General features: G+C 63.2%; 21 protein-coding genes and 1 pseudogene. 6 read left to right on the plus strand and 16 right to left on the minus strand.

Annotated features, from left to right (window positions below; all coding sequences use genetic code 11):
- Positions 1-58 precede the first annotated feature (58 nt).
- On the minus strand, positions 59-649 hold the full coding sequence (locus CK219_RS24115) for an SOS response-associated peptidase (RefSeq protein WP_095769121.1): 591 nt from the start codon (positions 647-649) through the stop codon (positions 59-61).
- 59 nt (positions 650-708) lie between these two features.
- Here CK219_RS24115 and CK219_RS24120 point away from each other — a divergent pair, with 59 nt between their 5' ends.
- Both CK219_RS24120 and dinB read left to right on the plus strand, forming a co-directional pair.
- Complete coding sequence (locus tag CK219_RS24120) at positions 709-1215, plus strand: SOS response-associated peptidase (RefSeq protein WP_095769122.1); 507 nt, start codon at positions 709-711, stop codon at positions 1213-1215.
- Between the two features lie 54 nt (positions 1216-1269).
- Positions 1270-2356 (plus strand): annotated as a pseudogene (gene dinB, locus CK219_RS24125) (DNA polymerase IV).
- A 161-nt stretch (positions 2357-2517) separates the two neighbouring features.
- On the opposite strand, the gene CK219_RS24130 reads toward dinB, so the two are convergent.
- From CK219_RS24130 to CK219_RS24165, 8 genes are all read right to left on the minus strand, one after another.
- The gene (locus tag CK219_RS24130) at positions 2518-3447 is read right to left on the minus strand and encodes a zincin-like metallopeptidase domain-containing protein (RefSeq protein WP_095769123.1); all 930 of its coding nucleotides are present in this window, start codon (positions 3445-3447) and stop codon (positions 2518-2520) included.
- A gap of 275 nt (positions 3448-3722) precedes the next feature.
- The gene (locus tag CK219_RS24135; RefSeq protein ID WP_095769172.1) at positions 3723-3908 is read right to left on the minus strand and encodes a hypothetical protein; all 186 of its coding nucleotides are present in this window, start codon (positions 3906-3908) and stop codon (positions 3723-3725) included.
- Positions 3909-4464: 556 nt separating this feature from the next.
- Entirely contained in the window at positions 4465-5052 is a 588-nt protein-coding gene (locus CK219_RS24140) for a hypothetical protein (protein ID WP_095769173.1), read from the minus strand.
- Positions 5053-5541: 489 nt separating this feature from the next.
- Positions 5542-7212: a ParB N-terminal domain-containing protein gene (locus CK219_RS24145; protein WP_095769124.1), complete on the minus strand. Its 1671-nt coding sequence runs from the start codon at positions 7210-7212 to the stop codon at positions 5542-5544.
- A 311-nt stretch (positions 7213-7523) separates the two neighbouring features.
- Positions 7524-12632: an N-6 DNA methylase gene (locus CK219_RS24150; RefSeq protein ID WP_095769125.1), complete on the minus strand. Its 5109-nt coding sequence runs from the start codon at positions 12630-12632 to the stop codon at positions 7524-7526.
- Positions 12633-12715: 83 nt separating this feature from the next.
- Positions 12716-13114 (minus strand): DUF3085 domain-containing protein, encoded by a 399-nt coding sequence (locus CK219_RS24155; RefSeq protein ID WP_095769126.1) that lies wholly within the window; start codon positions 13112-13114, stop codon positions 12716-12718.
- An 11-nt stretch (positions 13115-13125) separates the two neighbouring features.
- The gene (locus CK219_RS24160) at positions 13126-13725 is read right to left on the minus strand and encodes a DUF1419 domain-containing protein (RefSeq protein ID WP_095769127.1); all 600 of its coding nucleotides are present in this window, start codon (positions 13723-13725) and stop codon (positions 13126-13128) included.
- Between the two features lie 44 nt (positions 13726-13769).
- Complete coding sequence (locus tag CK219_RS24165; RefSeq protein ID WP_348628347.1) at positions 13770-14993, minus strand: DUF3991 domain-containing protein; 1224 nt, start codon at positions 14991-14993, stop codon at positions 13770-13772.
- A 654-nt stretch (positions 14994-15647) separates the two neighbouring features.
- Here CK219_RS24165 and CK219_RS24170 point away from each other — a divergent pair.
- Both CK219_RS24170 and CK219_RS24175 read left to right on the plus strand, forming a co-directional pair.
- Positions 15648-15857, plus strand: a complete 210-nt coding sequence (locus CK219_RS24170; protein ID WP_095769174.1) for a cold-shock protein — start codon at positions 15648-15650, stop codon at positions 15855-15857.
- A gap of 168 nt (positions 15858-16025) precedes the next feature.
- The gene (locus CK219_RS24175; protein ID WP_095769175.1) at positions 16026-16301 is read left to right on the plus strand and encodes a hypothetical protein; all 276 of its coding nucleotides are present in this window, start codon (positions 16026-16028) and stop codon (positions 16299-16301) included.
- A gap of 138 nt (positions 16302-16439) precedes the next feature.
- Here CK219_RS24175 and CK219_RS24180 read toward each other — a convergent pair whose 3' ends face one another.
- Both CK219_RS24180 and CK219_RS24185 read right to left on the minus strand, forming a co-directional pair.
- On the minus strand, positions 16440-16631 hold the full coding sequence (locus tag CK219_RS24180; protein WP_095769128.1) for a hypothetical protein: 192 nt from the start codon (positions 16629-16631) through the stop codon (positions 16440-16442).
- A complete protein-coding gene (locus tag CK219_RS24185) occupies positions 16597-16797 on the minus strand; it encodes a hypothetical protein (protein ID WP_245340602.1) in 201 nt (66 codons plus the stop codon). The genes CK219_RS24180 and CK219_RS24185 overlap by 35 nt, the downstream gene beginning before the upstream one ends.
- 237 nt (positions 16798-17034) lie before the next feature.
- Here CK219_RS24185 and CK219_RS32350 point away from each other — a divergent pair, with 237 nt between their 5' ends.
- Positions 17035-17265, plus strand: coding sequence for a DUF6074 family protein (locus tag CK219_RS32350; protein WP_095769130.1), 231 nt, complete (start codon positions 17035-17037; stop codon positions 17263-17265).
- A gap of 227 nt (positions 17266-17492) precedes the next feature.
- Positions 17493-17714 (plus strand): hypothetical protein, encoded by a 222-nt coding sequence (locus CK219_RS24195; RefSeq protein WP_095769131.1) that lies wholly within the window; start codon positions 17493-17495, stop codon positions 17712-17714.
- Between the two features lie 747 nt (positions 17715-18461).
- On the opposite strand, the gene CK219_RS24205 is transcribed toward CK219_RS24195, so the two are convergent.
- From CK219_RS24205 to CK219_RS24225, 5 genes are all read right to left on the minus strand, one after another.
- On the minus strand, positions 18462-18656 hold the full coding sequence (locus CK219_RS24205) for a hypothetical protein (protein ID WP_095769132.1): 195 nt from the start codon (positions 18654-18656) through the stop codon (positions 18462-18464).
- Between the two features lie 146 nt (positions 18657-18802).
- Positions 18803-18988 (minus strand): hypothetical protein, encoded by a 186-nt coding sequence (locus tag CK219_RS24210; RefSeq protein WP_095769133.1) that lies wholly within the window; start codon positions 18986-18988, stop codon positions 18803-18805.
- Positions 18989-19027: 39 nt separating this feature from the next.
- Complete coding sequence (locus tag CK219_RS24215) at positions 19028-19243, minus strand: hypothetical protein (RefSeq protein WP_095769134.1); 216 nt, start codon at positions 19241-19243, stop codon at positions 19028-19030.
- 23 nt (positions 19244-19266) lie between these two features.
- A complete protein-coding gene (groL, locus tag CK219_RS24220) occupies positions 19267-20901 on the minus strand; it encodes a chaperonin GroEL (RefSeq protein WP_095769135.1) in 1635 nt (544 codons plus the stop codon).
- 55 nt (positions 20902-20956) lie between these two features.
- Entirely contained in the window at positions 20957-21295 is a 339-nt protein-coding gene (locus CK219_RS24225; RefSeq protein WP_095769136.1) for a co-chaperone GroES, read from the minus strand.
- Positions 21296-21613: the final 318 nt, after the last annotated feature.

Here is a 21613-nt window from a genome sequence, read left to right on the forward strand (position 1 = left end):
GTGCGCCTAAAATGCCTGCGCCACGTCGCGGCCGCATTCAGCAGCGCACCGCCTCGCATCACCCGACCTGCTCCACGAGCAGCGTCCCCGGCTGAAGGGGCTTGATCAGCGATTTGGCGGATACCGCCGGATCAAGCCAGCTCGCCCAATCCTTGCGCTCCAGGATCACGATCTGCCGATCGTGATACGGCGCGATATCGGGACCGGGTTCCATCGTGAGCATGGTGAACGCCTCCCCGACATCATCGGTGTCGCGCCAGATCCCGGCGATGCAGAAGATCGGCTCGTCGCGCTTGGTGAAGAGCCATTTGTCCTTGCGCTTCTTGCCCTTGTCTGTCGGTTCGGTGAATTCGTAAAATCCATCGGCTGGTATCAGGCAGCGGTTCGAGGCGAACTCGCGACCGTCCGAGCGGAAGTTGTAGACCGGCCTCTTGTTCGGTCCAGGCCAGCTCCACCGGCGCTGAACAAGGTCGCCCTCGCCGCCCACGCCGTCGACCGGGCGGATGATCGGCCCGATATCGGTTATCTTGATGTCCTCGCGCGCCTGGATATTCGGCGCTCCTTCACTGAAGCGTATCTTGATCTTGAGATCGGCGAAGTCCTCCACGATCGAGGCGACATCCACCATCAGCCGATAATCATTGCACATGTCTCACCTGTCTCTGCGGCATTGCGCGGCGACTGCGTTCCTGTTATGTTCTTTTGGCTATGAGCGCAACAGTTTTCGATTCCGACAGCCCGCTCGATGAACCCCGCCTCATCATAAGACGCTGTGGCGGCGATGTTGAGATGCTCAAGCTGCCGTGGGGACTTCAACCCAAGGAACCAGGGGGGCGCCCCTTCACTGTGGTGCGCACAGAGGACCGATCGTTCCCGAGCCATCGCTGCCTCGTGCCGGCGTCCGAATTCCGGCACCGCAGCCAGGGGAAGAACTACAGCTTCCGCCTGGCCAATGGCGACTGGTTCTATTTCGCCGGCATCTGGCGGCCGGCGACGCGCGATTGGCCGGAAGCCTACGCAATCCTCACGATCCAGGCCAATGACGACATCGCGCCCTACCATGATCGCCAGATGGCGGTGCTGCGCCGAGACCAGCGCTCGGCGTGGCTGGACATGACGCGTCCCGAACACGAAGTGCTCCGTCCCCTTCCCCGGGACAGTTTTCGGATTTCCCGCCTCCATCAGGGCCGCGCGCAGGCTGAATTTGCAATGTGAGTTGTAGATCCGGTAGCACGAAGCGCATGTCCTGGCGAAACGCACTTCAGGCATATGGCCCCTGACCGCAGCGCCGACCTGCGTAAGATCATCCATGTCGACATGGATGCGTTCTACGCGTCTGTCGAACAGCGCGACAACCCGGATCTGCGCGGCAAGCCGCTTGCCGTTGGCGGGGCCGCCGCGCGCGGCGTGGTGGCTGCCGCAAGCTATGAGGCTCGCGCCTTCGGCGTTCGCTCCGCGATGCCTTCCGTCACGGCAAAGCGCAAATGCCCCGAGCTGGTCTTCGTGCCGCCCCGCTTCGACGTCTACCGGTCCGTCTCGGCCCAGATCCGCGAGGTGTTCGCCGAACACACCGATCTCATCGAACCGCTCTCGCTCGACGAGGCCTATCTCGACGTGACGCAGAACAGGCTCAACATTTCGTCTGCCACGACGATCGCCGAGATGATCAGGGCGAAGATCCTGCTGGTGACCGGTCTCACCGCTTCCGCCGGCATCTCATACAACAAATTCCTCGCCAAGATGGCGTCCGACCAGAACAAGCCAAACGGCCAGTTCGTCATCACGCCCCGCCATGGCCCGGCATTCGTGGAGACGTTGCCAGTCAAGAAATTTCATGGCATGGGGCCCGCGACGGCCGCCAAGATGGAGGCGCTGGGCATTAAGACCGGCGCCGATCTCAAGGACCGCTCGCTTGCCTTCCTGCAGCAGCATTTCGGCAAGTCAGGGCTCTGGTACTATCAGATCGCGCGCGCCATCGACGAACGCGCGGTCGAGCCGGATCGGCCGCGCAAATCGATCGGCGCCGAGGATACCTTCGCAGCCGACATCTTGGAGCTCGCTGCAGCAATCGCCGAACTCAAGCAGCTGACAGCCAAGGTCTGGGGATACTGTGAAGGCAAGGGCATCCGGGCCCGGACGATCACACTGAAGGTCAAATTTGCCGATTTCCAACAGATCACGCGCAGTCGCACCGTGTCGGTGCCAATCGAGTTCTCTGACTTCGAACCTCTCGCAGCCGATCTCCTGAGGTCGGTGTTTCCGGTACAGAAGGGAATCCGGCTGCTGGGCATCACGCTTTCGTCGCTAAGCGATGTGTTGGCCGCCGGAACAACGGCAACTTCGGTTCGAACTTTAGGATGTCGCGCAAATCTGTCCCGGCTCTGCGGATCAACCCGCGAGGGGATCGATTTCGCGAGTTATCTGGAAGGTTTCGACGTCATACTTGTCGGAGGGCTTGGCCGTGCGAAGCAAAGGGGAAGGCACATGGCCACGTCCTCCGAAGTTTCCTGCGTGACATCAGGCGGTCTCGCCTTCTTCTGCCGCCTCCGGCTGAAGGCCATGCAGGAAAGCCACGGCGCGCTGCGCATGGGCCGCGGCCGAGAAGATTGCGCGCTTGTCGTCGGCGAGGACTTTCAACCAGGAGCCGAGATAACTCGCATGGTCCGGCCGGGGCTCGAGTTCGGGCGCGATACCAAGATCGGCGCAGAGGAAGCAGCTTCCGAGCTCGGCAATCAGTTCCTCGCGCGCTCGCTCGCTGCGATCCTTCGCGTAGCGGCTAAGGTCGCGGTTAACGCGATGCGGCGCCGAAGTCCAATGGGTAACCTCGTGGCTGAGCGTGGCAACGTATGACGCGGCGTCCCGGAACGTCCGGAATGGCGGCATCTGGATGTGGTCCGTCACCGGGGCAAAGTAGGCGCGATCCCCGCCGTGCCGGATTACCGCCCCGGTATTGGCAACGAACCGGTCGGCATGCTCGATCCGGGCGATCGGATCGCGCACCCGCTCCGCCTGCCGTCGATAAAACTGGTCCGGCAGGCCATCAATTTGCGCAATGTTGAAAACGGAATACGCCTTGAGGAACGGGATCTCGCGGTCGATTTCCTCGCGCTGGGTGTCCGTCTCCGTCCTGATGAAGCGGCTGGCGAAGACCACCACAGAGCCGGTCTCGCCCTTGCGAACGCCGCCGCCAAGTTCCAGCGCCTGCTTGAATGTCATCCACATCGGGCTGGAAAAGCCGCGGGCGACAGTCTCCGACCAAAGCAGCAGCACATTCATGCCGTTATAGGGCAGACCATTATGCCTGAGCGGCCGGGTGACGCGGCCGGAGGCATTGCTCGATTGCCACGGCTGCATCCAAGGACGGATGCCCTTCTCCAGCTCGGCTACGATACGGTCGGTGATGCGCGCATAGATATCGATGCGATCCGCATTTTCTTTCCTGGTCATTTCATGAACCTCCAGTTGGAGGCCGCGCCGATCGCGGCCCCGTGACGGGGTCCGCTTGGGCGGAGCAGGAAGGCGGGCCGCGCACCCGACCGGGGATCCGTCGTGCGTGCACGATGGGGTGGTCATGGGCCGCAGCGACAGCGGAGGACGGCGAAGCCGTTGCGCTGACTGCCTGGCTCCGCCAGGACCTCGGGCCAGAACGGGGCGCGAGTGGACGTCAGAAAACAGAAAGGCGGCGCTGGGCGCCGCCTGAATGCCGTGGAGATAAGGCCGGTTCAATGAACCGACCGGCCCCCGCTATAGGGATCGTATTCGAAGAGGATTTCGACATCGGCGTTGTCGAGCTCAGAGGCGGGCATGACGCCAAATTCGTTGTCGACCTGGAAGAGGATAACGGGGACCATGAGAGTGCGGGCGAGGGACCAGGCGGCCTTTTGGGCGAGTATGAGATCGTGGGACATCTGAGGCTCCATCTTGGAGCGGGCCAATTCCCGCTCGATGGCTCCGTCAGTGTGCGGAGGCGGGCGCGATCACCCGAAGGCGTCAGCCGAGCGGCCGCAGCGTGCTAGCGGACCCCTTGCGGGTTGATCGGGGAAGATCCGCAGCCGCACCAGGAAAGTCATCACGAGAGAGCGGGGATTGGGCCGTGAAGGAGCCCAGCGTACCGATCGGGCCGAGGCTGGCGAAAGGAGCAGGCATCGGCGGCCTTCCCCTCAGCGTCGCGCGCCGGAAGCGACACCCGAACCCCGGTGCAAAGTCGCGCACATGAAATCGCTAGAGCGAGAGATTGTCGTTGTCGGTCGGTCGCCATGGGCGGAAAATTGGGAGACGATGCAGCCGTGATGCCCGAGCGCACCGGATGGCAGCAGGTCGTCTCTCCTCGTGCGCCAGGAGCGGCACATGCGACGTTCACTTGGCGATGATCGAAAGCGGCATGTTCGGCCCATGAAAATCGGCTAGGCGCTTCGCAGTTGATGCGAAGGAAGGAGGGCGGGACCGGGGCCCCGCCCTCGACGTTCATCCGAGAGCTGCCATCTGCAGTTCGGCCGCCTTGCGGTCGACGGATTGGCCGGGGTTTTCGACTGGACGCTCGAAGGGCTTCCAGACCTCGCCTACAACCTGCTCGTAGGCGGCGATCGCCCCCTCCGCGGCCATGCGCAGCGCGTGGGCCTGTAGTGCCATATCGGCGGCGAACTCACGCTTGCGCTGGGCCGCGCTGTCGAAGCCGACCGGTCCACCGACGTCTTCGTTCCGATCGTCGCAGGCCGACTTGGCCGTCGCGTCCCGTGCTTCGGAGACCGCCCGGCTGTAGAACTGGCCGGCCCCGTAGGCGGACCCGACAAAGGCACCGACGACGCGTTGCAGGTGTATCTGCATGGCGCGTTCGCCCAGGCCCTCGTCGAGCGCCGCGGCCGTGTCCACGATGAGCTTTTCGTGCAAGTCGCGAATGCCGTCGCTGTCGAGCACCGGGAGGCCAAAACTCTCCGAGACGAGCGAGCACTGTGCGGCGTCGGGGCACACGAGGCGGACCATTTGGAAGGTAGTGCCCTTGCGCAACGGAGCGACGCGGGCGGTTGCGCGGGAATTGGCGGCTTTCTTGGTCATTGGCATGTCCTTTCTTCTGGTTCTCGAGGCCAGGACCGGCTCCGTGCCGGCCCTCCCTCGGGCGCGGACCAAAGGAACCGGCGGAATGACGGGCGCTTCAGGGTCCGGGCGGACCGAGACGAGCATGGAAGGTTTGCGGCCAAGCAGGGCTTTCTTCAGCCCTCGCGCGGGACGCGGGCCCGCCATGTCGAGACCGGACCGATCCGGCCGCCCCGCGGCGCGGAACGCGGCCTTGAAGCGGACGGCCGCCGGTTCAAGACCGCATGAAGCCCGAGTGAGGACCGGCACGGGCCTCGACTTCGACATTGGAAGCGAACGACAGGTGATCATGGCCACCTGCCGATTCATCGACCGACACCACGGTCACCCCATGATGGCCTTGGGCCTACGCCGGAGGTACCGTTATCGGCAGCGCTCGCTGTCGCGGCCGTACACCTGCTGCCGCCAGACGAACCTGGCGGCGGCAGAGCGATCAAAAGGAGGCGAGGTCTATTCGGCGGCCTCGCGGTAGCCTTCCTCGATCCCGCCTTTCTCGGAAGGTTGGTCCTCTCCACTCAGGCCGTCGACCTCAGGCCCAACTTCGTCATCGACCTCGGAGACGGTGCTCTTGGACAGCCACTCGGTCAGGCTTGCCGCATCGGGAGCGAACAGCGCAGCCGGGTGGACGAAGTGCCCTTCCTTGAAGTGCTCGACGAGCGCGGCCCGCGTGTCCTTTACGCGCGCCCGCGGCAGAACCGGCGTGTCGGCGCACGAGCCCTCGAGCGCTGGACGCGACAGACAGGAGAGGAAGTCCTCGGTGCCCATATTGGCGAGGAAGCTGTCTGCCCCGATCGCGCCGCCTGCGACGAGCGCCACCACGCCCGACTTGCTCATGCCCTCGCGGCAGGAGAGCGCATCGATGAGGACGCCCCGGGCTGCGATGCGCAAAGTCTCGGCGTCGAAGGCGAACTTGCCCTCGGCATCGAAGAGGGTGGCGGCGTGCCGAGGCATGCGGCGACCGAACCCATGATCGCCGCCGGCACCGGAATCGACGCGCACGTTCTGGCCAGCGAAGGCGAGAACGAGCAACGCCAACAGCGTGTCGTCCTCGATCGGCGCCCGCGACAGCGCCTCATGGAGAGCATCGGTGCGCAGGTCGCCGATCATCTCGATACCCTTACGGGTCACATCGGGACGCGACTTCGGCATGACGACCGCCTCGGCGGCTTCCGTCGCGTTGGCCTTCTTCTTGGCCTCGGGCAGACGGAAGTGGACCGTCTTCACCTTGCCCTCGCGGTCGAGATACATCGCGGCGTGATCCGACTTCTTCGGCGTGCCATAGACGCGTTCCGCCTTTGGCGGGAGCTTCACCTCGCCATAGGCGTTCGGTTCGGTGATGACGCCCTTCTTGGGCAGGTTCTGCGTCATCCATTCCTGCTGGGCGCCGAGGAAGGCATCCACGTCGGTGGTGTACCGGCTGTCCTGGTCGGCCGGCGCGAACAGATCCTCCACCCAGGCGATGCCGTAGGCCTCGCGCAGCTCGTCGCCAAAGCTTGCGTCGCGCGCGTACATGCGTCGCTTGGTGAGACCGTTGGCGATGCTCCACCACGACACCTGCGGATCGCCCTTGTTGGGCTTTTTGGCCTTCCAGACCTCCTTCTGCTCCTCAAGCGAAGCGGCCGCGATAGTGCGGAGCTGCTGCTCGTTCGGCATATCGCCCTTGGCCATGGCGTCGAGCATCGGCGGAAGCACATTGGCGAGCAGGCGCAGCTTCTTGATCTGGCGCACCGACTGCGCGAGGGCGATCGCAATGGACTCTTCGGTCCAGTTCAGCGCAACGAGACGCTCGATGGCGCGCCACAGATCGACCGGGTTGAGCTGCTCGTGCGTGATCGACGTAGCCAACGAGCGCATCGCGCCGCCGTCTTCGGCGCGAGGTACGATCAGTACCGGGATCTCTTCGAGCCCGGCGACGATCGCCTGCTTCGCGCGCCGATGACCCTGATCGATGACGAAGCCATTGCCGCCATCGGCTTCAGCGAAGACGATCAGCGGCTCGACGACGCCAATGGCCTTGATCGTTGCCAGCAGCAGGGCGTCGGCCTGAGGGCTGGACTTGGAGCGCCGCGCCTTGTCGGGATTGTCCTTGAGCGAGCGCGGATCGACAAACTTCAGTTCCATGGGAATGCTCCTTGGTAGGTTATGGACAGGCCCGTCGCCGGTCCTTCTCGTCTTCTTCCGAAGACATCCCCCGGCCCGCCGAGCGGGCGGGCCGGGGCAATTGCGCTGGAGCATCCCTGCCCGGCTGGCCAAGCGGGGCTGCGTCAGCCCTGCGCAGGATGACGGGCCGGGATTGCGACCGGCGCGATTGAGCGTCAGCGTCGGCGGACCACCCGATCTGCGAGCGGTCCTTCTTGCTTTTTTCGCTTCCCTGCTCCCTTCTGGAACGCCCTGCAGCGAGCCGGCGAAGGCCGCTCAGAACGTGGGGTAGGTTACGCCGCTTGCACCTCAGCGGCGCGTATGCCGTCGATCTCCTGCGACAGCGAACTTTCGATTTCGGAGAGCTGGCGGCGCTTATCGGCCAACTCGTGCGAGAAGGCGAAGGTGCTTCCCTCGCGAGAGCGATAGGACGCGAGCCGCCGCTCGACTTCCGCAAGGCGGTGGCGTGCGCGCTCCTGCTCCTCCTCGAGATTGCCAAGGATATGTTCGAGCTTTGCGATCGCGCCAAGCGGCGTGGTGGTGACGGGCAACTCGACTTCCGTCGCCGCGCCCGTACGCAGCAACGTGGTGACGTAGCGATAGCCGTCCTGGCCAAAGCACTCGCCGCAATATTCAAGTGCGAACCCGCCGATCGCGGCGATGGCGTGGGCGCCGGCATGCTGGAGCTGCACCAAGGTCAGGACCTCGGTCATCAGGGCGCGGCCTGCGAGCTTGCGCTCGACGTATGTCGCGTTGCGCACGCTCATGCGGAACGCCTCACCCGTCGTTGGAACGAGCCGCTCCAGATCCTGGCCGATCTCGCCGATGCGCCGCGTCGAACAGTCGATATCGCGCTCGGCGTCGCGAATCTGCCGGCGAATGGCGAACTGATCGTCCTGATGCGCGGACCGGAGCCGCTCGAGCCGGGCGATGTCGGCCTCGAGGCCGGCCTTCTGCATCAGGCGCGGGTCGCCCGAGGCAATCGCCTTGGCCATGGCGAACTGGTTGGCCTGCCCTTCGCCGAGGTCTTCGAGCCGGCGCACCGAGGTATCGCCCGAGAGTGCAGCGGCGATGAAGCGAGCCTTGCGCTCGTTGTTCTGCCACATCTGGGCGTCCATCGAGCCCTCGGTGGCGTAGGCGAAGATGTCGACGATGTCGTGCTGATTGCCCTGCCGCAAGATGCGTCCCTCGCGCTGCTCGATCTGCGAGGGTAGCCATGGCACGTCGAGATGATGCAGCGCCTTGAGCCGGAGCTGGGCATTGACGCCGGTGCCCATCGTGTCGGACGAGCCGATGAGAAAGCGGACTTTGCCCGCGCGGACGTCGCCGAACAGCCGCGGCTTGGCCTCCGACTTCTTGAAATCCTGCATGAAGGCGATTTCGGCCGCCGGCACGCCCATGCGCACCAGCTCGTCGCGGATCCAACGATAGGCCGAGAAACCCCGGGTCCGCTCAACATTGAGCGTGCCGAGATCGGAAAAGATCATCTGCGCGGCGCCAGTCAGTTCGAACGGCTTGCCGTCCGGCCGGACATAGGCTGCGTCGGCGGTGTCCCGCCAGATGCGGTAGGCATTGGCGACCAGGTCGTTGAGCTTGTTACCCGGCTCATTGTCACTGTCCGGATCGACGAGGCGTAGGTCGATCGCGGCATGGCGACCATCGGTGATGACCGAGAGCAGGATATCGTCGCCGGGCTTGGGTGGCGCTTCGCGCTGTTCGATCGCCTTGATACGGGCGTCGAGGAGAGCCTGGTAGCGCTTGAACGCGATAGATGGTTTGGAGGTCCTGATCCTCCGCGTGCCGGTCGAGAGCGCTGGCACCTTGACATAGTCGCGCAGATCCTCGGGCGTGACCACATCCGCGAAGCTGCGGAACATGGCGAGCAGTTCAGGGACATTGACGAAGCTGGCGAAGCGGGTGACCGGCTTGTATTTGCCGTTGGGCTGCAGCTCGAGCTCCGTAGTGACGTCGCCGAAGGTCGAAGCCCAGGCATCGAACTCGTGGAGGCCGCGCTCGGACAAAGCCGCGTAGCCGAGGTAGCGCTGCACCGAGAACATCTCGCCCAGCGTATTGGTGATCGGTGTGCCGGAGGCGAGGACGAGTGCCCGGCCGGGGTTCCTGGTCTCGATGAAGCGGGATTTTACGTAAAGGTCCCAGGCGCGCTGCGAGCCGTTTGGATCGATCCCCTTCAAGCTTGACATGTTCGTCGCGAAGCTGAGCTTCCTGAACTCCTGCGCCTCGTCGACGATGATCTGGTCGACGCCGATCTCGGAGATGGTGAGCAGGTCGTCCTTGCGGGTGGCGAGCGATTCCAGACGTTCCTTGAGGCCTTCCTTCAGCCGCTCGAGGCGCTTGCGCGACACGCGATCGCCGTTTTCGACCTTGGTGAGCAGGACCTCATACAGCGCGAGCTCGTCCTGAATCATCTGCTGTTCGAACGAGGACGCAACGCCGATGAAGCGGAAGGCCGAATGCGTGATGATGATGGCGTCCCAGTTCGCCATGGCTGCGCGGCTGAGGAAGCGGCGCCGCTTGTCCTTGGTGAAATTGGTCTCGTCGGCGACGAGGATGCGGGCCGTCGGATAGAGCGCCAGGAACTCGCGCGCGGCCTGCGCCAGGCAATGTCCTGGGACGACCATCATGGCCTTGGCGATAAGTCCGAGCCGCTTCTGCTCCATGACGGCGGCAGCCATGGTCATGGTCTTGCCGGCGCCGACGGCGTGCGCGAGATAGGTCGAACCGGCCGATATGATGCGCCAGATGCCGCGCTTCTGGTGTCCATAAAGAGAAACGGCGCCTGAGGCGCCCGCAAGTTGCAGATGGTCTCCGTTGAATCTTCGCGGGGCGATGTTGTTGAAGCGGTCGTTGTAAACCCGCGCCAGCCGGTCGGTGCGGTCGGGATCGGACCAGATCCAGGTCTGGAAGGCCGTTTTGATCTTGGTGAGCTTCTCCTTGGCCGCCTCGGTGTCGACGACATTGAGCACGCGCCGTTCGCTGTCGCCGTCCTTCACGGTGTCGAAAATCTGCGGCATGCGGCTGTTGAGCGCGTCGCAGACGAGCTCACCGGCATGCCGGCGCTCGGTGCCCCATTCGGAGGTGCCGGACGCCATGTAGCCGAGCTGGCGTGCGTCGACGGTCCACGACGCCAGTTCCGGCATATGATGGATGCGGATCTCGGCGCCCATCCTCTCCCTGACGAAGGCGACCACATCGGCGGCTGGAATCCAGGGTGCGCCGAGACGCGCGGCAATGTCGGATAGGCCGAGATCGGCGGGCTGTACAGCGACCAGGGCGCTAACGTTGCGCTCGAAGGCGGGATCGAGAGCCGCGGCGGCTTCGGCGGCCTTGAGCTTGCCGCGGACCTGGCCGGAGAGATAGTCGTCGGCGGTCCGCCAGGCGCCGCTCTCCGGATCGCGGTAGATGGCGTCGCCCAGATCGGCGATGACCATGTCGGGATCGACATGCAACAGCTCGGCGATGTGATCGATATCGACATGACCGCGCTCGTTCAGCACGACCGCAAGAGCGTCCGCTGGCGAATTGATGATCGGGGCCGCGGGCGGTGCGATCACCCGCTCGGTGCAGATCGGACCGGGCCGCGCCGTGTCCGTCTCGAGCTCGTAGTCCTCAATCGAGGCCACGAGCCAGCAATCGGGATCGTCAAGGAACGGGGCGAGGTTCGGGCGGCGATGCGTCTCGCGCACCTCGCCGGTCTCCGGGTCCTCGCTGGTCGACACGACCGTTGTGTTGATCGGGCCGAAGGCACGGACGAAGTTGGACCAGGCGATGCGCAGCTTCACCTGCGCCGGCCTCCACGGCCGGTCGAGCTCCTGTGCCTTGAGTACCTTGCGCACCGCGTCGCGGATCGGGATCAGCTTTCGGATGATGTGGGCGTGCTTGGCGGGCACGCCGTGGGCGGCTCGGCCCTTGCGCACGGTGATGGTTACGGGCTCGCCGTCGACCATCTGATTTAGCGCGGTGTCGGGCGCGATGAAGTAGCTGCCCTCGCGGATCGAGAGGCCTTCGGGGCGGTCTTTACCGAGGTGCTCGGTGTGCCCGCCTTTGAGATCGATCCTGTCGGGCTCGCCGTCATAGATGGCTGCCGGAAGAAGGGAGATGGCAGCCGATAGCGCCTGTGCAAGATCGGCGCCCGGATACGGGAGGCAGGCATACGTCTCGCCGAATGGTCCCGACGTGGTCGCGTGCGTGCCGAGCACGAAATCCGGTCGCCGGGCGAGCCAGCGGTTGATGCGGATCGCGTCATCGTCGCCATCGGCAGGACGGACCTCGTCGGTATCGAGCCACGACAGATCGCCTTCGGCCTCCCAGCGCCCTCGCTTGCGGAAGAAGAGGACGTCCAACACCACATCGGTGCCGGCTTCGGCCCGGAAGCTGCCCTCGGGAAGGCGGATGGCGGCGACGAGATCGGCGGTCTTGCCGATGTGCTCGCGTGCCGAACAATCCTTCTTGTCCATGGTGCCCGAGCTGGTGACGAACGCCGCGAGACCGCCGGGCTTCAACAGGTCGATCGAGCGGGCGATGAAGTAATCATGCAGGCGCAGCCCCATCGACCGATAGACGCGATCCGAGCGGACGACACGGTCCGAGAAGGGTGGGTTGCCGATGGCAAGATCGAAGTCAGCCGGCAAGTCCGTGCGGGCGAAGTCGGCGTTGAGAATGCGCGCCCGAGGTTGAAGCAGCCTGGCAATTCGCGCGGTTACCGGATCGAGCTCGACGCCGGTGACGTGCACCTGGTCGCGCAGCTTTGCCGGTATCACGGCCACAAACAATCCCGTGCCGATACCGGGCTCAAGCACCCTGCCCCCACGCCAGCCGAGACGCACCAGGCCTGCCCACATCGCGCGGACGATGAACTCTGGCGTGAAGTGCGCATACTGCGTGCAGCGCGCGAGCGAGGCGTACTCGGTGCTCGACACCATCTCCTCGAGCTCGGCGCCCATTTCGTCCCAGCCGGTGCGAAAGCTATCTTCGCCCGGGCGGCGGAACACGGCATTGGCAAGCTCGGAAGCGCCGAAGCCGGTGAAGCGGATCAGCCGCGCCTGTTCCTCACGCGTCGCCGGCCGATCGGCGCTCTCGATTTCGGCGGCGAGCCGGATGGCATCGAGATTGTCGCGGGCTCGCTGCTTCCAGCCCCGGCCAAGACCGCGATCGGTCTCGAGGACGAAGTCGTTGCCATCCAACCCGGCCTCGGCCGCGCGGCGTGGCGAGTGGACCGGCGGGGAGGCCGGCTGTGACTCCGGCACGGCAAGTGTCGTAGCCTCTTTAGCTTTGGGCTCGCCAGCGCCGAAGTCGTTGCCGAAGGCGGTTACGCCGAGGCCGAGGCCCGACGAGAGCGTGATGGTGTTGAACGGGTCGAGCGTGAATGGATCGTCGTTGGACATCTGGAGAAATCCTCGTCGTGAAGCCGCGCGCGAGCCCCCGGCCGAGCGGGTCGGCCAGGCGATCGACGTCGCGGGTTGGGAAGTCAGCGGGTGATCAGCGAGAGCGCGATTTCTTTCTCGGTGAGTTCGACGTTGAGGTGAGTAGCCCGCAGGTTGCGGTCGAACAGCGGAAGCAGACGCTCGGCCTCGATGAGCTCGATGCCGTCATCGGCACCGAAGTGGCGGCGCTTGTAGTCCCACCAGTCAATGTCGCCCCTGGGGTGGCATTGCTCGGCATAGATGACGAGCGCGCGTGCCCCTTCGGCGAGCCTGCCGTTGGACATGATGTAGACGCCCTCATCGCCGACCAGCCACAGGCCCGGCCTCTCGCCCTCGCCGGGGCGGGTGCCATAGTAGGGATTGCGGAAGCCGCCATTGGCCGCCGAATCCTTGATTCCGCGCTCTATGATCTTGCGCACCGCTACGATCGGAAAGGTAAACATCGCCGCTCCCCTCACGCCACTGCGCGGACGGGAAGGTGCCTGAGATGCACCGGCAGCTTGGCCGCGATCTCGTCATCGGTCAGGCCATCGAGCAACTTCTGCTCGGGCGTCCCCAGGACGTAGACGAGGATGGTGCGTTTGCCGAGATGCTTGGCTGCGAAGCGCTCCCCGGCGTAGCCGCGGTACTCGTCCTGGGTCGCGCTCCAGACATGCTCGAGGCGCTCCGCACGCGTCATCGCCTTCACTGGCCAGGATTCGCGTTCGACGATGGCGTCGCGCATCTCGACCAGCGCGCGGGGCCGCGGGAGGTCGCAATAGGCATGGAAGTAGCGCGTCTTGCCGTTGATGCGCAGTGTGTAGAAGACGCTGGTCAGGCTCTCGGTGAGGAACTCGCGCAGGGCGAACATCTCGCCGCGGATCCAGAGCGGCGGCAGCAGGTCGAGCATGTAATCGTGCTCGGCTCGCGCGATCTCGAACCACTCGCCGGCGAACAGGCCGCTGTCGTCATTCTCCCAGCGATTGGGCCGCTGGGCGTGGCGATCGAAGAGGCGGAACATCTGCCGGCGATCGGCGACGCCGAAGTAGATCTTGCGGATGGCGGATTGGGTCATGGGGAGGCTCCTGGCCTTGTGCGGGCCGGAGCGCGGTTCATCCCCTATGGATCACCATCTTCTTCGGCCCTTCTGGACCCCTCCCCCGCGGCCGCCTCTCCGCCCCGGCGGGTCAAGGGCCGGCGCGAGCCGGGCGAAGCTTCACCCTTGAGGCGACCGGCGGACATGCGGCAGCTCCCTCCTTCCGCCTCTCCTGCTTCCGCTTTCATTCTCAGATCGGCGTTCCAGTCGTCCGCCACAGGTCGAAGGCGATCGCCGTCGCAGCCAGCTTCCTCCCCCAGGCCGAGCAGGCGGTCGGCATAGATGTCGCCCTGTTTGTTGTTGTCGGTAGCCGCGACGAGCTCGACACCCGGCTTGGCGGCAAGCGCGCGGAGCGCCAGATCGGCTGCCGGCGACCAGCCGCCACCGGTGCTGAGATAGAACGTGTCGGCGCGAAAGCCCTCAAGCGCGGCAAGGCTCATGGCGTCGATCGCGGCTTCTGTCACGCAAAGGCGCAGCGCATCAGGACTGCCCAGGCGGAACAGCACCTTGGCGCCGCCGGTGGCAAAGCCGCGCCAGTCCGGTCCGCGTTCTTCCCAGCCGGTAACGGTGCCATTGGTATCGGTATGGGCAGCCCACATCGAGCCGTGCGGGCCTTCGCGCAGGGCGCCGGCGCTGATTGCGGCGCGGACGATGCGGTCGGGAAGATGGCGGGCCTCGGTGAGATAGCGCCAGGTCGCCGATCCGCGCCAGGGCCTGCGCCGTGCGCGCCAGCGCTCCGGTATCGACAGGTCGGGCGCCCGCTCGCGGCACACCCGCTGCCAGACCGGCTCGGACGGCACGAGCCCGACGAGGCTGGCGACCTCGTTCATGGCTTCGACGAAGGGCACCTTCTCAAGATATTCGACCAGCCGAAAGACATCGCCTTTGCCGTCGCCGAGCGGGTCGAACCAACCCCTGCCGTCATGGATGACGATGATGATCGACGCCTCACGGCGATATTTCATCGCCCTGCGCGTGCTCTCCTTGACGTCGGGGGCGAACCCCGCGCGCTCCAGCACCGCAGCGCAGGGCACCTTGTCTTTCAGCCCTTCAAGTTCTGCTTTTTCCATTTCCGCCCGCGCACCTTTGCAGCGCCTCCCTTCTGTTCGGTCCTCGCCCAAACATTTGGGCAGGAACAGGAGGCCGCGAAGAGCAAGGCGGGCAAGGGCGCGGCATGCAACGAGATGATAGCGGCGGGTTGCGCCGCGGCGGAGCTTCCCTTGCCGGACTTGGCGCGCAAGCGGCACGGTGCGCCGCCGTCAGTCTCGGTGACGCTTCCGCCTCCGCGGCCACTGCATCCACCGCGTCGATCTCCATTTCCACAAACGGAGCGATTCGGGCGACCTCGCAATAACGGGCAGCGTGGCGTTGCGCGCGAACGCCTGTCCGAAACTCGTAGCATTCTTCGGACTTCCACGCCGAGATACGTCGCGCCGTCCATGAAAGAGTCTGCTCAAGGGACAGGCAGGCTCCTGTTCGGCCGCAGCTGAGCGCGGTTCGCTTCGATCTGTACGCATGAAACGATTGGCGATTCACCTGATCTCAGTCAGGCTGCGGCAGTTTGGTTCGTTATCACAGCTTGCCGGAGATCAGCCTGACGAACGTTCCCCGGCCAAGCCACATGGCAGATGACGGCTTGGCAGTGAAAGTACGACAAAAGACGCTAAATCCGAAGCTCGTATCGCCTGCACATCAATAAGTTGCACTCGAGGACCCGAAAAACCAAAAGTTGACATAGGTGGCAAGGCAGCATAGGAACTGGTCGTCGATATTGCTGGCTGAGCTTTGGTTATCGCGCGCTTGGCAACGCGCCCTGAACGAACTTTCTTTCAAAATCGTCATCTTCAATCGGCAGCGCGTTCGCGTTGCCGTGGTTCAATATTGCTATGAAAGGGTTCATCATGACCACTGGCACAGTTAAATGGTTCAATTCCACCAAGGGCTTCGGCTTCATCCAGCCTGACAATGGCGGCGCCGACGCGTTCGTTCATATCTCTGCCGTCGAGCGCGCCGGTATGCGTGAAATCGTTGAGGGCCAGAAGATTGGCTACGAACTTGAGCGGGACAGCAAGTCAGGCAAGATGTCGGCCGGTAAGCTGCAGGCCGTCTAATCGGATCAGCTTTCCTTTGACCACGGATGTACTGGCACTGTGAAAGCATGACACCTAATGGGGGTCAGGCAAATCTGCCTGACCTTTTTTAATTTAAGGCGGTATGTGCCCTTCGAACAAACGGATGTTGGCGGCGGGCCGAAAGCCAAGATGATCGAGGAAATCTCGATGACAAACAAAATGAACGAGCTTCAGACAATTAATACCGCGTGGCAAATCGCAATCCAGGAAATTCTCCGATTAGTCGTGCGGGACATCTATAAAACAGGCGACGAGGCGTTATTCCTGTCCCATATCAAGCGCCTCGAAGAAGCTGCGATAGACAGCATCTCCACGGACCTAAGGCTCCGAGGGAACGACGAATGGACCGAGGTTCTCGTTAAAGAGAAGGCAAGCAATTTCGTCACCAGCCTTCTAACATCCTTCACCTTTGATCGCATCTGAGCCAATCGGTGTTCGGGCTCGGACCCCGGGCGATTACGCGAGCGAGATACGATGATCGCGCGATATCGCGTGGAGGAATTTTCGGGGAAAATCGTCCGTTCCTAAATGCCCCAGCGGTCAATCCCGCCGGGGCAGCGCCTACTGTTCTTTCACCTCCCCAAGGCGGCCTTCAAGTTCTTTCATAAAATGGGCTTCGTTGAGCAGGACTTCCCAATCGGTGCCGAAACGTCCAACCAGACCGTGGGCTTGCTCCTCGGTGATGTTTGCTTCTCGGGACAACCGGCCGGCCAAGAGATCAAACGCGGCGAGATCTGCCTCGAGCAAAGCCATCGCGGTGCTGCATCGCCGCCGCAATCACTTCAAAGACGCTGCCGACTTCCTCATAGATCTCGCTTACCGCGATGCCCTCTCGGTCCGCAGCTTCCATCGCTTGGTCGGCTAGATCGTTTATCGCGGCCGGGTCGTTGGTCACCGCATCCGGCAAATGCTCTGCCATCCATATTTCCAGGAAATTTGCGCCGCGTGTACTCATTTTGGCATAAGCAGCCGGCGCATATTAGGTTCCGCTTATCTTCATGCGACAGCGAGGAGCGCTTCAGACTCAAAACCGTGGCGAAGGGCAGCGGCAACATTGGCGACGGGGGTCTTGGCGAATGGCCTGGGCCGCCCCCTTAAGCTTCTATTTTCTTTCGATCGATAGGTTCGGCTGAAACATTTGCGGGTCATCCGGTCCATGTCGGTGCATGCCTTCCCAATTAGTCGAGAGCTTCCCGCCATTCGAATCGTGGCGAACGCAATTGCTCGCCTTCCGAGTGACGAGGCGGCTACGCTCTGGCGCGAAACCGCTACGCATCTGCTTTCAGTCGCGACCGAACGCGGGCAGGACGCCAACGATGCGCGCGCTGAGGTCCGTCGCTTCTTCGACGCCGTTCAGGCGGCTTTGCTCAGCAGCGTACCCGCCTAGCCGAGGCCTCAAACGGCCCGGCCCGCGACCGGAGAACAAGCCTGCCTTCCGCGATCACACCAAGGGCCGAACTGCAGCGCGCGCAATTCACCATTCATTCATAATATTAGCAGTTTCTCACGAGTGGGCATGCTGATGCTCCTCAACTGCAACACCAGACTGTCGGCAGGCTGCGGATTCGGGCGGCGGCGAAACAGACACGGGCGGGGGGAGGAGGACTTACCAAAATGTCGAATAGAGAAATCGGAACATCCCGTTTGCTCGGGATGCGTGTCGCCGATCTGAGAACCAGGATGCGGGACGCCAGGATCACCGAACATGAGATTAAGATCTTCCAGAAGGTCGCGGCTATCATCGGGCGCGGCGAAGGCTCCCTACGCATCGACGCGGACGATTTGATCGCCGCGTCCTTTCTTACCGAGACGATGGGCGAACCGACGCTGAACTGACAGCTTCAGGTATCCATGGTTTAGAAGCGGAGGCCCCGCGCCATGGTACGCCTTCGGTACGGGCGTTGCTGTCGGCGTGGGCTTCGCCACCGTCCACGCCTTCGCCGGATAGATCAGAGTGGGCGGTGGACCTGCTTCTCGCCGCCCCTGAGTGCCTATCGGTCGTTGCAGCACCGAGACAGGCCCATCATGCCCGACACTGTAAAAAATCGCGGGGTTCGGAGTGGGGGGAAAGGCGGTAGCGCTCTTCCGACGAACGCCCTCCCCCGCGCGTCGATCAGGTCTGCAACGCTGCGGAATCGGCTTCACCAACTTCCCTTATGATCTCGCGCGACGCTAGTTCCATTCGTCCTCAATTGTGGAACTGGCCGGCATCCGCTTTGGGGCCGGATGCGGAAGGGCAGCTTCAGGTCTTCGGATGCGCAATAGCGGACGTTTACCGTGGGTGCCTTGAAGGCTCGACTGATCCAAAGCCGACGTAGGCGCATTAAATCAGGCGGTTGCTTTCAGCAAGGTGACGCGCCCGCCGCATCGTGCCGTCGGTGTCGGCGATCTTTCGTCTTGCGGCTTCGTCGCTTCTGATCGTCAGCCGCTTCGATAGACTTTTGCGGCCGCGACGATTGGCTCGATCGTTAGGACCGGAGCATCCGGGGTTTTCAAGTATCGCAGGCTTATTATCCTTTCAGCCAAAATGAAAGCGAGCGCGGAGCAGCTGTCCGCTCCGGCGAGTTATGCACGGCGACAAGGTTACTTTCGTACGATCCAGGCAAGCAGTGCCGAATCAAAATCGGAGTTGCCGGTATAGTCGCGGATCAGAAGTGCGGCGTATCCGTGCCATTGATCCTCAGGGATCCGATTTTTGATGACCGATGTTCTGAAGGCGTCGCGCAGGATGTTGCAGTCAAAAGTCGAAATCACATCGGCGGAATGATCGTTGTCCACAATGCGACTCCATCGAGGGCCGGGAGTATGAAGGACGCTCTCAAGCGCCGGTGCCCATGTTCTGGCCGGCGACAACGGGATTGCCGCCCCGACAGGTGGTTAGCGAATCATTGCGGCGGATTTATTCGTTGTTACATCGGTACAAGTCAGCGGCCGGCCTCTTCCCGCCGCTTGACGTCTTGATCGTTCAGCCGGCTGACCATCTCGTACGCTTCGCCGGCATTGATGCCGACCATGATCTTGTGATCGGACTCGGCGGGCTGGCCGGTGAAGACGTCGAAAACGGTCCAGCTGTCCGGACGGTCCATACGAAGCGCGTAGCGGTTTGCCATATTCCGCGTCCTTTCGTTTTTCGCCCGCCGCCGATCGGTTCAGGTCTGCAGAATGAAAAATACCGCCGCCAGGAGAAGGACTGTCCACAGCACCACGCCGAGCTTCAAAGCCAGGGGCCCGTGCGCCGAGAGACCTTCTCGCATACGGGCCGCCAGGTTCGTCATATTGCTGGATCTGGCCGAAGCCGCCACAATGGCGATCGGCGACTTGACCCCAAGTCTGCCGAACACCGGGAGCAACGTCGGTTCACGCACGGCCTTCTCCTGGCGCCAAGGTCTCAGTATCCCATTCCGCCCATGCCGCCGCCGCTAGGTGAAGGTGCGGCATCCTTGGGAGGAATGTCGGTGATCATGGCTTCGGCGGTGATCAAAAGCGCTGCGATCGAGCCGGCATCCTGCAGTGCCGTGCGCACCACCTTTGCCGGATCGACGATGCCTGCCTTGATCATGTCGACATATACTTCGTTCTGGGCGTCAAAGCCCTGATTGTGATCCTTGCTGTCGGCAAGCTTGCCGACGATGATCGACCCTTCGACGCCGGAATTCTCAGCGATCTGGCGCATCGGCGCTTCGAGCGCCCGGAGCACGATCGAGATGCCCGCGGTGACATCGGCATTGGCGCTGGTCAGGCCCTTGAGCGCCGACCTGGCGCGCAGCAGCGCCACGCCACCGCCGGGCACGATGCCTTCCTCGACAGCCGCGCGCGTGGCGTTCAGCGCATCGTCGATACGGTCCTTCTTTTCCTTCACTTCCGACTCCGTGGCACCGCCGACGCGGATCACTGCAACGCCGCCGGAGAGCTTGGCCAGCCGCTCCTGCAGCTTTTCCTTGTCGTACTCGGAGGTGGTTTCCTCGATCTGGCCCCTGATCTGGGCGACGCGCGCCTGGATGGTGGCCTTGGTGCCGGCGCCGTCGATGATCGTTGTGGTTTCCTTGTCGATCAGCACGCGCTTGGCGCGACCGAGCATGTCAATGGTGACGTTTTCGAGCTTGATGCCGAGATCCTCCGAGATCATCTGGCCGGCGGTGAGCACGGCGATATCTTCCAGCATCGCCTTGCGGCGATCGCCGAAGCCCGGCGCCTTGACGGCCGCGACCTTGAGGCCGCCGCGCAGCTTGTTGACGACCAGCGTGGCCAGCGCCTCGCCTTCGACGTCCTCGGAGATGATCAGCAGCGGCCTACCGCCCTGCACCACCGCTTCGAGGATCGGCAGCATCGCCTGCAGATTGCCGAGCTTCTTCTCGTGGATGAGCACATAGGGCTCTTCCAGTTCGACGCGCATCTTGTCGGCGTTGGTGACGAAATACGGGCTGAGATAGCCGCGGTCGAACTGCATGCCTTCCACGACGTCGAGCTCGGTCTCGGCAGTCTTGGCTTCCTCGACCGTGATGACGCCGTCATTGCCGACCTTGTCCATGGCCTTGGCGATCATCTCACCGACGCTGGCATCGCCATTGGCGGCGATGGTCCCGACCTGCGCGATCTCGGCCGACGACTTGACCTTCTTGGCCCGCGCCTTGATTTCCTCAACGACGGCGGTGACCGCCTGGTCGATGCCGCGCTTGAGGTCCATCGGGTTCATGCCGGCAGCGACCAGCTTGGCGCCTTCGCGCAGGATCGAGGCGGCCAGCACCGTGGCGGTGGTCGTGCCGTCACCGGCAAGGTCGTTGGTCTTCGAGGCCACTTCGCGCACCATCTGGGCGCCCATGTTCTCGAACTTGTCGGTAAGCTCGACTTCCTTGGCCACCGTCACACCGTCCTTGGTGATGCGGGGCGCGCCATAAGCCTTGTCGATGATGACGTTGCGGCCCTTGGGGCCGAGCGTCACCTTGACGGCGTTGTTCAGGAGCTCGACGCCGCGCAGCATGCGGTCGCGCGCGTCGGTGGAGAATTTGATTTCCTTGGCAGACATGATCGTTGATCCCTTCGAAAATTGGAGTGCGCCGTTTGCCGCGAAGCCTGCCCGGTCAGGCAGCGTTCTTGACGGCCACCGTCTTGTCGACAATGCCGGTCTCGCTCTTGTCGATGATGCCCATGATGTCGGCTTCCTTCATGATCAGAAGGTCCTCGCCATCGATCTTGACCTCGGTGCCCGACCATTTGCCGAACAGGATGAAGTCGCCGGCTTTCACATCGGGCACGATCAAGGCGCCGCTTTCGTCGCGTGCGCCCGGGCCGGCGGCGATCACTTCGCCTTCCTGCGGTTTCTCTCTGGCATTGTCGGGAATGATGATGCCGCCCTTGGATTTGGTATCGCCTTCCGCGCGGCGAATGACGACGCGGTCGTGGAGTGGCCGGAATTTCATGGGGAACTTCTTTCTGTGGCCGGCATGGGCGGCCGCTGCTTGTGTATAGGCGGGTTGGCACTCCATAGATAGGAGTGCCAGAATTATTTCTCGCCAATGGCCAAGAATTCGAATGAAATAATTCGAGCCGCACAGAAATTCATCCGCGCTGGTGGCAAACTTTCTGCCGGTTTGAATTTCGCAGGCGCCCATCTGTTATTTCAAGGGAAAAATAAAAGGCGTCGCGACCTTGTTTGGAACTCAAATGAGGCGCATAGGTGAAATTCGTTGATTTGGTCGAGTTGGCTTTGTGTCAGAGCCCCGCCATTCACCACTGAA

The sequence above is a fragment of the Mesorhizobium sp. WSM4313 genome, assembly GCF_002294725.1.
GTDB lineage: Bacteria > Pseudomonadota > Alphaproteobacteria > Rhizobiales > Rhizobiaceae > Mesorhizobium.

Excerpts from the sequence above, each read along its gene's own strand:
- CK219_RS24210 (WP_095769133.1), bottom strand. The coding sequence starts at position 18,988 with ATGGCAAACCGCTACGCGCTTCGTATGGACCGTCCGGACAGCTGGACC.
- CK219_RS24160 (WP_095769127.1), bottom strand. The coding sequence starts at position 13,725 with ATGACCCAATCCGCCATCCGCAAGATCTACTTCGGCGTCGCCGATCGC.
- CK219_RS24195 (WP_095769131.1), top strand. The coding sequence starts at position 17,493 with ATGTCGAATAGAGAAATCGGAACATCCCGTTTGCTCGGGATGCGTGTC.
- CK219_RS24155 (WP_095769126.1), bottom strand. The coding sequence starts at position 13,114 with ATGTTTACCTTTCCGATCGTAGCGGTGCGCAAGATCATAGAGCGCGGA.
- groL (WP_095769135.1), bottom strand. The coding sequence starts at position 20,901 with ATGTCTGCCAAGGAAATCAAATTCTCCACCGACGCGCGCGACCGCATG.
- CK219_RS24135 (WP_095769172.1), bottom strand. The coding sequence starts at position 3,908 with ATGTCCCACGATCTCATACTCGCCCAAAAGGCCGCCTGGTCCCTCGCC.
- CK219_RS24225 (WP_095769136.1), bottom strand. The coding sequence starts at position 21,295 with ATGAAATTCCGGCCACTCCACGACCGCGTCGTCATTCGCCGCGCGGAA.
- CK219_RS24140 (WP_095769173.1), bottom strand. The coding sequence starts at position 5,052 with ATGACCAAGAAAGCCGCCAATTCCCGCGCAACCGCCCGCGTCGCTCCG.
- CK219_RS24180 (WP_095769128.1), bottom strand. The coding sequence starts at position 16,631 with ATGGCTTTGCTCGAGGCAGATCTCGCCGCGTTTGATCTCTTGGCCGGC.
- CK219_RS24130 (WP_095769123.1), bottom strand. The coding sequence starts at position 3,447 with ATGACCAGGAAAGAAAATGCGGATCGCATCGATATCTATGCGCGCATC.
- CK219_RS24120 (WP_095769122.1), top strand. The coding sequence starts at position 709 with ATGAGCGCAACAGTTTTCGATTCCGACAGCCCGCTCGATGAACCCCGC.
- CK219_RS24115 (WP_095769121.1), bottom strand. The coding sequence starts at position 649 with ATGTGCAATGATTATCGGCTGATGGTGGATGTCGCCTCGATCGTGGAG.
- CK219_RS24145 (WP_095769124.1), bottom strand. The coding sequence starts at position 7,212 with ATGGAACTGAAGTTTGTCGATCCGCGCTCGCTCAAGGACAATCCCGAC.
- CK219_RS24170 (WP_095769174.1), top strand. The coding sequence starts at position 15,648 with ATGACCACTGGCACAGTTAAATGGTTCAATTCCACCAAGGGCTTCGGC.
- CK219_RS24185 (WP_245340602.1), bottom strand. The coding sequence starts at position 16,797 with ATGGCAGAGCATTTGCCGGATGCGGTGACCAACGACCCGGCCGCGATA.
- CK219_RS24150 (WP_095769125.1), bottom strand. The coding sequence starts at position 12,632 with ATGTCCAACGACGATCCATTCACGCTCGACCCGTTCAACACCATCACG.
- CK219_RS32350 (WP_095769130.1), top strand. The coding sequence starts at position 17,035 with ATGTCGGTGCATGCCTTCCCAATTAGTCGAGAGCTTCCCGCCATTCGA.
- CK219_RS24175 (WP_095769175.1), top strand. The coding sequence starts at position 16,026 with ATGACAAACAAAATGAACGAGCTTCAGACAATTAATACCGCGTGGCAA.